General features: G+C 40.0%; 12 protein-coding genes. 11 read left to right on the forward strand and 1 reads right to left on the reverse strand.

Translation table 11 applies throughout. The features are described from left to right. Nucleotides 1-49: 49 nt before the first annotated feature. From AC6CHU_RS12050 to AC6CHU_RS12075, 6 genes are all read left to right on the forward strand, one after another. Nucleotides 50-265, forward strand: a complete 216-nt coding sequence (locus AC6CHU_RS12050) for a YwzD family small protein (protein WP_498121805.1) — start codon at nucleotides 50-52, stop codon at nucleotides 263-265. Between the two features lie 341 nt (nucleotides 266-606). Next, entirely contained in the window at nucleotides 607-1,494 is an 888-nt protein-coding gene (locus AC6CHU_RS12055; RefSeq protein WP_498121807.1) for a helix-turn-helix domain-containing protein, read from the forward strand. A gap of 34 nt (nucleotides 1,495-1,528) precedes the next feature. Next, nucleotides 1,529-1,759, forward strand: a complete 231-nt coding sequence (locus tag AC6CHU_RS12060) for a hypothetical protein (protein WP_095243335.1) — start codon at nucleotides 1,529-1,531, stop codon at nucleotides 1,757-1,759. A gap of 163 nt (nucleotides 1,760-1,922) precedes the next feature. Next, nucleotides 1,923-2,960 (forward strand): processed acidic surface protein, encoded by a 1,038-nt coding sequence (locus tag AC6CHU_RS12065; RefSeq protein WP_498121810.1) that lies wholly within the window; start codon nucleotides 1,923-1,925, stop codon nucleotides 2,958-2,960. 1 nt (nucleotide 2,961) lies between these two features. Next, the gene (gene srtD, locus AC6CHU_RS12070; protein WP_498121812.1) at nucleotides 2,962-3,612 is read left to right on the forward strand and encodes a class D sortase, LPxTATN-specific; all 651 of its coding nucleotides are present in this window, start codon (nucleotides 2,962-2,964) and stop codon (nucleotides 3,610-3,612) included. 241 nt (nucleotides 3,613-3,853) lie between these two features. Beyond that, nucleotides 3,854-5,593, forward strand: a complete 1,740-nt coding sequence (locus AC6CHU_RS12075; protein ID WP_498121814.1) for a glycoside hydrolase family 26 protein — start codon at nucleotides 3,854-3,856, stop codon at nucleotides 5,591-5,593. Nucleotides 5,594-5,627: 34 nt separating this feature from the next. Here the strand turns inward: AC6CHU_RS12075 and AC6CHU_RS12080 are convergent, their stop codons facing one another. Continuing rightward, nucleotides 5,628-6,410 (reverse strand): SGNH/GDSL hydrolase family protein, encoded by a 783-nt coding sequence (locus tag AC6CHU_RS12080; protein WP_498121816.1) that lies wholly within the window; start codon nucleotides 6,408-6,410, stop codon nucleotides 5,628-5,630. A 322-nt stretch (nucleotides 6,411-6,732) separates the two neighbouring features. Here AC6CHU_RS12080 and AC6CHU_RS12085 point away from each other — a divergent pair, with 322 nt between their 5' ends. The 5 genes from AC6CHU_RS12085 (at nucleotide 6,733) to galU (ending at nucleotide 12,095) form a co-directional block, all read left to right on the forward strand. Beyond that, nucleotides 6,733-7,470 carry a YveK family protein gene (locus tag AC6CHU_RS12085; protein WP_498121818.1) on the forward strand — a complete coding sequence of 246 codons (738 nt, stop codon included), beginning with the start codon at nucleotides 6,733-6,735 and terminating at the stop codon, nucleotides 7,468-7,470. A gap of 46 nt (nucleotides 7,471-7,516) precedes the next feature. Beyond that, nucleotides 7,517-8,161 carry a CpsD/CapB family tyrosine-protein kinase gene (locus tag AC6CHU_RS12090; protein ID WP_498121861.1) on the forward strand — a complete coding sequence of 215 codons (645 nt, stop codon included), beginning with the start codon at nucleotides 7,517-7,519 and terminating at the stop codon, nucleotides 8,159-8,161. 109 nt (nucleotides 8,162-8,270) lie between these two features. Then, the gene (locus AC6CHU_RS12095) at nucleotides 8,271-9,035 is read left to right on the forward strand and encodes a tyrosine-protein phosphatase (protein ID WP_498121820.1); all 765 of its coding nucleotides are present in this window, start codon (nucleotides 8,271-8,273) and stop codon (nucleotides 9,033-9,035) included. Between the two features lie 340 nt (nucleotides 9,036-9,375). Next, entirely contained in the window at nucleotides 9,376-11,196 is a 1,821-nt protein-coding gene (locus AC6CHU_RS12100; RefSeq protein ID WP_498121822.1) for a polysaccharide biosynthesis protein, read from the forward strand. A 14-nt stretch (nucleotides 11,197-11,210) separates the two neighbouring features. Then, nucleotides 11,211-12,095 carry a UTP--glucose-1-phosphate uridylyltransferase GalU gene (gene galU / locus AC6CHU_RS12105; protein WP_498121824.1) on the forward strand — a complete coding sequence of 295 codons (885 nt, stop codon included), beginning with the start codon at nucleotides 11,211-11,213 and terminating at the stop codon, nucleotides 12,093-12,095. Nucleotides 12,096-12,151 lie beyond the last annotated feature (56 nt).

A 12,151-nucleotide genomic window follows, 5' to 3' on the forward strand; every position in this document is an offset into this window, starting at 1 on the left:
TAAACCAAAAACAACAATCTTTGAAAAAAGATTGGAAAAATATTGTCAAATGATAAAAAAAGAACTAGAATGTTGTCATAAGATTGCTAGGAAAATAGGAGGAGTTAAAAAGTTGCTGGACAATGAGAGTAGCAGAACGATAAATGAACTTTTTTTGGAGATGCTTACAAAAGTATATGAAATCGGAGTTGGGGAAAAGGAAATGAGTGTAAACCAGCTTCTTTCAGAGATTGAAAATGACCTGAGAAAAATCGTGGGCAATTAATGATATCAGCTAGAATATGGATGTATATTTAACCCTCTTTGATAGAAGGGTTTTTATTTTGTATTAAAAGTAATAAAGCTGCCATCACTTTGAGGGCAGTATTATAAAATTTTTTAATTAAGGAAGGATATTTGCCGGAAATATCGAATAATAATATAGTGGGGCTATTTTAAAGTAGCTGCAAAATGTTATTCTGCATCTCAGTACAACTTTAAAGCATACTCATCATAAACAGCATTTTGACTGATGCAGTTCCTGACCACTCCTGAAACTTTATTAAACGACATTATACGATTTGTGGTAAAATAATACTATTAATCATACTAAGTGAGGGAAAGCTGATGAATTTAAGTGAGTATTTAATTGGCGACAGCTTACAATCTTTTCGTCAGTATAAAGGGTTAAGTGTTAAGGAGCTGGCAGAGGGCATATGCTCTGAGGAAGATCTTATTTCTTTTGAGAGAGAGAAAGCGTATCCAAGTCTGGAAACGCTGAATCAATTAGCAAATAAGATGAATATTGATCTGACATACTTCTTTAATATTGCCTCTAAGTCTACCATAAATTATTCTACTGCTGTTATGCAGATTATTAATAAGCACAAACGGAATTGGAATTATAAGGCCATCTATGAAATTGTTCAAAAGGAACTGGATAATCCCCTTTTTCAGCCTGTTATGCTGAAGCAATTCCTGGTCTGGCACCAGGGTATCTGTGTTTTCTATCTTGAAAATGATTTTGATAAAGCGATCCAAATATTGTATGGCGCTTTGGATCTTACAAATGAAAAAAGGGTCAACTTATCGGAAAGAGAAGTCGAAATACTAGCAAGTATTGCTATTTTATATAAAGATATGAATCTTTATCAGGAAGCCATATCGTTGTTCAAAAAGGCACTTAGTGATTTGGAAAAGCTGCCGCATATCCTTGAAAGCAGAGGGAAGGTCAGGATCCTATTTGGCTTATCCCAGGCCTTGACAGAGGTAGGGGAATTCCAGGAATCCCTTGTATATTGCCAAAAGGGAATTAATATTTGCATACATGAAGAAATCCAATATTTGTTTGCCAATCTTCACTATCAAAGTGGAGAGAATTATATAAAACTTGGCAATAAAGAAAAGGGAATAGAGTTTCTTCAAAAAGCTATTTATATCCTGAAGCTGCAAAAAAATGATAAATTTATCCAAATTGTCGAATCGGAAATGGAAAAATTACTCAATAGGTGTTAATATATAAATTATGAATGAGAGAGGAGTCAATGTCGTGAAAAAATTAATTTTAGCCGGAGCATTGGCATTAGGGGTAATTGGGGCTGGAGCATCTTTTGCGGGGAACCAGGAGGCTGGAATTCCATCAGAGCATAGTGTGGTCAAACCTGTAGAGTTAGCCGGCATTCCATCAGAACATAGTGTTGGCAAAACGATTGAGTTAGCTGGTATCCCTTCGGAACACAGTCCGGCATTTTCAACAATGGGGATTCCGTCAGAGCATTAATCTATTAGTTTTCTATTAAAAACGGGAATTTTCCCGTTTTTTTATTTTGTTTAAAACCAAGCAGAATTCGGATGATCTCGTTTCACCATATAATCTCCCATTTTGAATATTGTAAAAAATAGAGACAGGAAATATAATAGAGAAGTATTGAAAAAATGGTGAAATGAGGAAGATTATGAGGAAATTAGGCGTATTATTATCTGTTTTAGTCTTAATTTTCAGTTTGTTTGCTCCTGCCGCTTCAGCTCAAAGTACGGAATTTGAGAAAGAGTTCCAGCAATATTTAAGTGACATTAGCGCTATCAGAGGCTTTGATGTCACAGAGGAAGATATTGAAATGGTTCTTTCCTTGTATGACGAATCCATTGAAGATTATGATTCTGTACAAGAATTAAGTGACAGCCTTGGTGAAGTAATCAAAGCAGACTTAAGCAACATTCAATTTATCTATGATGAATATGAATTGAATGAAGAATCTTTAAGAAGTCTGCTTGCAGAATTTGGAGAGGAACTAGAGGATTACATTTTCGTTGGTGACCTTGACGAGAGCGTATTTTTTTATACAGCGGATGAAGAAGAGCTGGTAGATGAAGAAATGATTCTGGAGCTGCTAGAAGTTTTTAAGACTGAATTTGATTTAACAGATGAGGAGATTGAGAGATTGAAGAATCATCTCCTTTCGATAGAGGATGACCTTTTAAGCGCTGAGACTATGCAGCGGCTGGAGGACTTATCTTATCGGATGATGGCCATTGGTGAGTTCGATGTAACAGATGATCTGACTTCCGCTCAGGTTGAGGAATTGCTGTCCATCTTTGATGAACTGCTTTCAATCTATCAGGTAAAAGCAGAGTATACCCTTATTACAAAAGATACGGAAAAGAACCTGACTCTTTTTGAACTGATGAATATGGAAGAATTGATCAATGCCAAACTGAAAATCAGCATCTATAATCTAGCTGGCGATTTTCTGGCAGATCTTATTATCACAGGTGAAATGTTTGATTCAGACTTGGTTAAAGAAACAGGCAAGGATATAACAAATGCGGCGGAAAAGGTGAAAAAACCTTCTGCTGAAAAGAAAACAGTAAAAGGCGGAAAGCTGCCAAATACAGCTTCTAACAATCTTATATACGGTGTTCTTGGATTCCTTGCCATTGTGATCGGAACGACATTATTCCGCAGAGTAAGGACCAGATAATATGAGGCCAAGAAATAGCCGAAAGAGAAGAGAAGTCAGCCACAGAAAGCGGCTGCTGCTTCTTTTCTTCAGCTTAAGCTTAATTACGCTGGGACTTTGGTTTACCACGACAAGCGTCTATAATGTAGGAAAAGGGTATATTTCCTACAAGATGAATGCGCCTGAAAGAGAAATGGATCTAAAGAAAGAAGTCTCTGCAGCAGGCAGCATGGAGAAAGAAGAAGAGAAGGTTTTATACCAGGATAAGCCGGAAATTGGCGAGGAAATCGGAGAATTGTATATTCCCAAAATCAAGTCTGTTCTGCCGATCATTCATGGAACAGATGAAGATGAGCTTGAAAAAGGGGTAGGGCATTATGCCGGCAGTGTCATGCCAGGCGAAAAAGATAACTCTGTCCTATCTGGTCACCGGGATACCGTCTTCAGAAGATTAGGTGAAGTAGGAGAAGGAGATATGCTGGAAGTAACGACAGAGGCCGGCACCTTTGAGTACCGTGTAAATAAGGTGCGGATTGTGGACGCGGACGACAGGACGGTCATTGTCCCCAAGCCTCGTGCCATGCTGACCGTTACCACCTGCTACCCATTTGATTTTATTGGGGATGCACCACAAAGATACATTTTGGTGGCACATCTCGTATCTAAAAAATAAAGGATTTACTATTGAAAGAGGAAAGGCTGAAGCCTTTTCTCTTTTTTGCGTACTTTATATGTGGCCTTTCCTATTAGGCAGGTGAATAAAGACACTTTCAATGATACACCCTATTTACAAACATTTGCTATAAATTAACAGAATCTTTACAGCAGTTCAACAGGCATATTGTTAGAATGGGGGTAAGCCGAATGCCCGTAAGCCTTTTGATCAATTACTTGTAAAGAAAGGATTATTTATGATGTCGAAACGAAAGCTAGTACTCTCGGTCGTGACCGCTTTCTTTATCATTTGCCTATTTGGACTTGTGATTATAGAGCCTGCTGATATCTGGAATAGAATCAAACATAATAGCGAAGAACTGAAAGGTGGATATTCAGACAGTGTCGTGTATGACGGAAATCATTATAAATTACTACATCCAATTGGTGAAAAAAACGGCTCCCTTTATATTTCATTGCCTGATTTAGAAGCTATCACATCAGTAAAAACAGAGGAAAAAGAGAATCAGCTTACCATTCGGTATGAAGATAAAAAGCTGACATATGACAATGGGTTTATTCAAGAGTGCAATCTGACAAAGGATGAATTGTGCGGATATGAAATAATTGGCGACATTACCTATATTCCAGATGTGTCTGTCGAAAAATACTTAGGGTTTCAAATGGGCTATTTATATGATAAAAAAACAAATACTGTCTCAATAAAGAGTCCGGAGGAGCAAACAAAGAAGCCTTATGATCAAGAGCTGGGCTTAACCATTTTTGTACATAAGGATAATGTGCCAGCCGAAAAATATGAACCTAGAAGCGGCATTTATTTGGGCGGCTATGTTTTACAGGATGAATTCATCGGTACTAACATGAATACATTCAACAAGCTTACAGGGAAAACACATGCCTCCTATTTCAAATATGTTGGATATGGAAAGCCGTTCCCTAAGGAATGGGCGGAAGAGGTCATAGCAGCAGGTGGGTTCCCGCAGGTGGCATGGGAGCCGAATAATGGGCTGGAGGAAGTGAAGGATGACGAGTATTTGCGGCAGTTCGCAAAGGATGCAGGTGAACTAAAGGCCCCGATTCTTTTGCGCTACGCCAGTGAAATGAATGGAACCTGGACCTTTTATTCCGGTCATTCCGAGCAATACATCGAGAAATGGAAATTGGTCCATGATGTAATGGAGAAAGAAGCTCCCAATGTCATGATGCTCTGGAATGTTTTCACTATGCCGGAATCGACAATTAATAAATTCTATCCGGGTGACGAGTATGTGGACTATATTGGCGTTAATATTTATAACGTTTTCTATCACAATAATAAGATCGAAGACAAATCGGATTTTGAAGACCCGCTGCGTTTATTGGACTATGTCTATAATACATACAGCCATAAAAAACCGATTGTCATTGGAGAGTTCGGGACAACCAATTACACAGTGACAGATGGGCAGCATCATGATGATTTTGCAGTAGAAAAAATAACCCGGATGTATAAACACCTTCCTGAATTATATCCGCGCGTTAAATTTATTTACTATTTCGATGTGAATAATCTCGTGAATGCGCCAGAAGGAAGGAAAATTAATAATTACGCGATTACGGAGAAAAAAAGTATCCTGAATGCATATAAAACCTATGTGAAAACAGATCAGTATCTATCAAAAGTGGAGGAAAATCCAACAAAGAGTGAGACTTATTCCTTCAGAGATTTCTTCTTTTATTATGGTGGAGAGCTATATGTGGATTATAAGTTTGTAAGGGATTATTTAAACATGGAGGTAAAAGAGAAGAGTGGAAAATCAATGCAAGTTGCTTTTAATGGCAAAAGCATAGACGTGAAACAGGAGAGTTTGAAAATAGACAAAGCTGCCTTTTTTGAAAAAAGAGTGATTAAAGGCCTTCCGCTAGGGGAGATATTGAACTCTTTTGAAGTGGAGAATAAATTATTAGATGGAAATCTGCATATTCATATAGCAAATTAGACTAAACCAGTTTAAACCGGCCTAGTCTAGATGGCTACTCTTTATGGATAAAATACTCTATTAAATAGTCAGCCCATACACGATGGCCTTTTTCACTTGGCTGGCTGTTGTCAGAGGATAAATACTCTTTCAATTCAGGATCATCCAGCTCGGGCCAGGCAGTCCAATGATCCAGGTAAGGAATCGAGTGTTCTTCACTGTATTCCTTCAGCTCTTCCACATCTTTAGGATAGTAGATCGTATCGTATAGTGGATGAGGAGGCTGCAGGATAAACGTGCTGTCCGGATTTTTGCTTTTCACTTCAGCCATAACGTAAGCAAGGTTTTCCAGTCCTGCTTTCGTTCCAACTTCACCATTGTCATTCAAGGTGAAAGGTTCGAAGAGAATCAAATCGCCAGGGTTTTTAAGAAGGTCTTCCAAGTGTTGATTAACAAATTGACTAGAAGTCATGTCATAGGAAAGTGTTTTAGTTTCAATAAGGTCTTTCCCGTACGCAGACTGGAGCTCTGACTTTAACCGCTCGGGCCAGGAATCAGACCCTTCCGCAAGCGATTGGGAACCGAGTATGGTTATAGAAAAGGCACGGTTGTCACCCAGAGCTTTTGCAAGCTGCTCCCGGCTTCCTTCCGGCCAGTTGGCTGCTAAACTTAGTATTCTTTCCTTTTCAGGATCGGCTGGCTCTGCAGAGTCGCTGGCAGTTGCAGACGGACTTTCAGGTGCACTACTGCCAGCGATCTTTTTCTCCCAATGGAGATTTCCGGCAATTAATATAAAAACACAGCAGGCAGCCAATAAAAAGGTAATAAATGCTTTCATGTCGCTCCCTCCTAAGATATATACAGATATGATTGCTTTTATAATGATAAACTAGATTATCCCAGATTCAAACCGTTTTTCAACAACTCTTGACAAGATTCGACTAATAAAATGTAATTCCTTCCAATATTACAAAAAGGCTACAAAAACATTACAGTTTATGGTTAAAATAAGAGAGTCGAAGAAAAAGAGAGAGAAAAAATCACGGAATCTTACATAATTCGGTGGTTTCTTTTATTTTTTTGTCAGTATTAACCAAAAAAATTACAGATCTGTGTTATAATACTTTTGTTTTACCTTTACCACTATACAGGAGGAAATCATGGAGGAAACAATTAGTCTGAAAGAACTGCTGCAAACCTTGCGAAAAAGGCTGCTGCTGATTCTTTCCATTACATTTGTTGCAGTTTTAGTGAGCGGAATCGTCAGTTTTTATTTCTTAACTCCCATCTATCAATCTTCTACCCAATTCTTAGTCAATCAGGCCAAAGACGATCAGCCAGTCTACAATCCGGGTGAAATTCAAACCAATTTGCAGCTGATCAATACCTACAATGTGATTATCAAAAGCCCAGCTATTCTGGATATTGTGATAAAGAATTTAGATTTGGATATGACAGCTGAACAGTTGAATTCCAAAATTACAGTGGGGAGCCAGACAGATTCCCAGGTAGTCGCGATAACTGTTCAGGATGCGGATCCAAAGATGGCAGCTGATATTGCCAATACCACGGTCAATGTATTCCAAAAAGAAATCAAAGAAATTATGAATGTTGACAATGTCAGCATCCTGGCTAAGGCAGAAGTGAATTCCTCGCCGGTAAAGCCAAACCCATATTTGAACATTGCGATTGCAGCGGTAGTGGGTTTAATGGCTGGAGTAGGATTAGCGTTCCTGCTTGAGTATTTTGATAACACGGTCAAGGATGAACAAGATATTGAACGGAATCTGGATCTTCCGGTACTTGGTGTGATTTCCATTATTGATACAGGAAAGGTTCAAAAAGAAATAAGCAACAGAGCGGCGAGAAAACGGGCAGGCGGTGAGAGCGTTGTTTAAGAAAAGAAAAGCGAAACCCAATACTAATAGAAGAAGTCTCATCACGATGCTGAGCCCAAAATCCCCTGTTTCTGAACAATATCGAACAGTCCGGACGAATATCCAATTTTCGTCCATAGATAAAGAGCTTCGGTCCATATTAGTGACATCATCTGGACCTGGGGAAGGGAAGTCAACTACTGTATCCAATTTGGCTGTTGTCTTTGCCAACCAGGGCAAGAAGGTATTACTGGTCGATTCTGACCTGCGTAAGCCAACTGCCCATTATACTTTCGATGTCAGCAATATGAATGGACTGACAAATGTCTTAACGAAAAGTTCTTCATTAGAAGATGCAGTTTCTCCTACAAAGGAGCCCAACCTGTATGTATTAGCAAGCGGACCGATTCCGCCAAATCCTGCTGAGCTGCTTGGATCGAAGGCCATGGATGAATTCATTCACGATGCCTATAAAGTGTATGATGTCATTCTATTTGATACGCCGCCCATTTTGGCTGTAGCGGATGCCCAAATATTGTCCAATCATGTAGATGGCTCTATCTTAGTTGTTTATAGCGGAGAAACTGAGATGGAAGCTGCTGAGAAAGCGAAGGAGCTGCTTCAGAGTGCAAAAGCAAAGCTTCTAGGAGCTGTTTTGAACCATAAAAAATTACAGGATTCTCAATACTACTATTATTATGGTGGAAAATAACTAGATTCGACAGCATTCTACAAAATAACCCCGTTATCATATAGGGAAATTGGTGGTATTCTTAGTAGGAATCTAGTGAATTGACATAATTATGGAAAGAGGGATTGCGATGATTGACATACATTGTCATATCTTGCCAGGTGTAGATGATGGAGCCAAGCATATGAGTGAAACGATATCTATGGCAAAAAAGGCTGTCGAAGAAGGAGTCGACACCATCATTGCAACCCCTCATCATAAAAATGGAAAGTATGAAAATAGCAAAGCGGATATTATCAAGAGTGTCAGAGAAGTAAATGAAGAGCTTCAAAAAGAGAGAATTCACTTAAAAATACTGCCGGGACAAGAGCCGGCTATCCGCGGTGAGCTGATCGAAGACTACGAAAATGGCGGGATTCTCACATTGGCAGAAACAAAGTATGTGTTCATTGAATTGCCATCTGGTTATGTGCCTGGTTATACGGAGAAGCTTCTATATGATGTGCAGATGAAAGGGTTAATACCGATCATCGTCCATCCGGAAAGAAATGCAGGGTTCATTGAACGCCCTGAGCTGCTGTATCAGCTGATAAAAAATGGTGCGCTCAGCCAGGTGACAGCTGCGAGTGTGACAGGACATTTTGGGAAAAAGATTAAGAGTTTTACACATAAATTAATTGAAGCAAATTTAACCCATTTTATTGCATCGGATGCCCATAACCATAAAACCCGGCCATTTAAGATGGCTGAGGCATACGACTCTATTGAAGCAAACTATGGGGTAGATATGGTGTATCTATTTACTGAAAATGCTGCATTATTGGTTGAAAATATGAATGTGATGAAAGAGATTCCAGAGCGGGTTCATCGGAAAAAGTTTTTAGGATTATTCTAAATCACAAAGAAATGACCCTTCCAAATTTGGGCGGGTTCAATTTTATCCTTTGTATAGTCGAAAAGTATTATGAAATACCAAATGATGGCGATGTCTCCTTGCCTTTATCTATGGAGATACTCGATAATGCTGTGGGAGATCCGTTTCCTTAGCCCCTGTGGCCAATTAGCATTAGGTGAGGACGGGTTAGATGCCCAAATGTCTAATAGCAAATACATACTTAATGAAAGTATAGGTGTCATGACACGTGTATTTCCATTAGGTATTTATTTTTGGGAAAAATTACTCCGGTGGGTATTTATGGTAGGTGTAAAGTCCTTAAATGGAAGGGGATATTTAATTGACGTATCAAAAGAGACTGACCTTTTTGGTGCTGCTAGATTCATTGATTGTTTTATCAGCTATTTATGTAAGTGTGATGACACTTCACCCGACGCTCGCCTGGCTTCAATCAGAATTTGTACTGGTTACTGCTATTACACTGCTGCTCAGCCATCATTTATATGCTTCGATGTATCGGCTTTATAATAAGGCCTGGGAATATGCGAGTGTGGGAGAGCTTGTTGCGATTGTAAAGGCTGTTAGTCTATCGATCATGACAACAGGAATTATGCAGCAGCTATTAATTGGGAATATTTACTTCAGAGCGTTAATGTTAGCGTGGATGATGCATGTGTTATTAATAGGCGGGTCCCGCTTTTCCTGGAGAGTATACAGGGATCGATATATTAAAGGCACTATTGAACAAAAGCGTGCCCTCATTATTGGTGCGGGGGCTGCAGGTACGATGCTGGCAAGACAGCTGTTGAAAAACCGAGATACAGAAATTCAGCCGGTGGCGTTTATCGATGATGACCCGAAAAAGTATAAACTACATATACTTGGTCTGCCGGTAGTGGGGGATTCTAAGCGTATTGCAAAGACCGTAGAAACGCTGAATATTGATAAAATTATCATTGCGATTCCTTCCTTAAGCAAGGGAGAAATGCAGCGGATTTTTGAAGAGTGCTCAGGAACAAAAGCAAAAACAGTCATCATGCCGATGATTGAGGATGTCATGCTGGGCAATGTATCGGTTAATCAGTTCCGCGATGTTGAGGTAGAGGATCTACTGGGCCGTGAACCTGTTAAGTTAGATATTGATAGTATCTCAGAAAAGCTAACTGGGAAGACCGTTTTAGTGACAGGGGCAGGCGGATCGATTGGATCTGAAATCTGCCGCCAGGTATGCAAGTTTCAGCCGAAGAAGCTTCTTCTGTTAGGACATGGGGAGAACTCAATTTATCTGATTGATATGGAGTTAAGGAATAAGCATAAAGGCGAATTGGAGATTGTCCCAGTTATAGCGGATATTCAGGATCGAAATCGGATTTTTGAAGTGATGGAAGCTCATCGGCCGGATGTTGTGTATCATGCGGCGGCTCATAAGCATGTGCCTTTAATGGAGTACAACCCTAAAGAGGCAGTGAAGAACAATGTGCTTGGGACGAAGAATGTTGCGGAGGCGGCGGACACCTTTGGAGTTGGGACGTTTGTGCTGGTTTCTTCAGATAAGGCTGTAAACCCTACAAATGTGATGGGTTCTACAAAGCGGATTGCCGAGATGGTTATTCAGGAGCTGGATAAGCATAGTGATACGAAGTTTGTGGCTGTCCGTTTCGGGAATGTGCTTGGCAGCCGGGGCAGTGTTATTCCATTGTTTAAGAAGCAGATTCAGGCTGGCGGGCCGGTGACGGTTACGCACCCGGATATGACTAGGTATTTTATGACGATACCGGAGGCTTCGCGGCTTGTGATGCAAGCAGGTGCGCTTGCACGCGGAGGTGAAATCTTTGTATTGGACATGGGTGAGCCTGTAAAGATTGTGGATTTGGCTAAGAATCTTATAACCCTATCGGGTTATTCTGAGGAAGAGATTGGGATTAAGTTCTCAGGAATTCGTCCTGGGGAGAAGATGTACGAGGAACTGCTTGGGGAGAATGAAGTTCATAAGGGAGCTGTATTTCCGAAGATTTTTATTGGGAAGGCAGATTTGGAGCAGGAGGAAGAGGTTCATTATTTGATCGATCAGTTTGATGGGATGTCTACAAATGAAATTGGTGAGTTTGTTTTGAATCTGGCTAATCGGAGAAAGAATAAAGCACTATCATTTGCGAAATGAGAGGGGAAGTTAGAATGAAAAAAGTACGGAAAGCGATTATTCCTGCAGCTGGGTTAGGGACAAGATTTTTACCTGCTACTAAGGCAATGCCTAAGGAAATGCTGCCAATCGTGGATAAGCCCACCATTCAATACATTGTGGAAGAGGCAGTAGCATCTGGTATAGAGGATATTATTATTGTTACTGGTAAAGGGAAGCGTGCGATTGAAGATCATTTTGATTTTTCTTTTGAACTTGAAGAAAACCTAATTCAAAAGCAAAAGTTTGATTTGCTTGAAAAGGTAAAAGAGCCCTCGAAAGTTGATATTCATTATATTAGGCAAAAAGAGCCTAAAGGGCTGGGGCATGCGGTATGGTGTGCACGGAAGTTTATTGGGGAAGAGCCATTTGCGGTGCTTCTTGGAGATGATATTGTTCAGAGTGATACTCCTTGTTTGCGTCAGCTGATGGATGAATATGAAAGAACACTTTCTTCGGTGATTGGGGTACAGACAGTTCCTGAAGAGGAGACACATCGGTATGGAGTTATTGATCCTTCGGATCAAAGCGGACGCAGGTATCAGGTGAATAACTTTGTCGAGAAACCAAAGCAAGGCACTGCTCCCTCCAACCTCGCAATCATGGGGCGTTATATCTTAACTCCGGAGATTTTCTTGTTTCTAGAGCAGCAGGAGTTGGGTGCCGGCGGGGAAGTGCAGCTGACGGATGCGATTCAGAAGCTGAACCAAATCCAGCGTGTGTTTGCTTATGATTTTGAAGGTGTACGATATGATGTTGGAGAGAAATTTGGGTTTATAAAGACGACAATTGAGATGGCTTTGAAAGATGAAACCTTACGGAACGAATTGGTACGTTTTATGGATGAAAGGCTTAGTGAGTTAAAAATCATCGAGAGTTAAGACAGAAATAATTTCAAGATGATCATAAGAAAATTCTAGATATGCCTTTTTATCGG

This window comes from Cytobacillus sp. GQ23 (genome assembly GCF_059758675.1).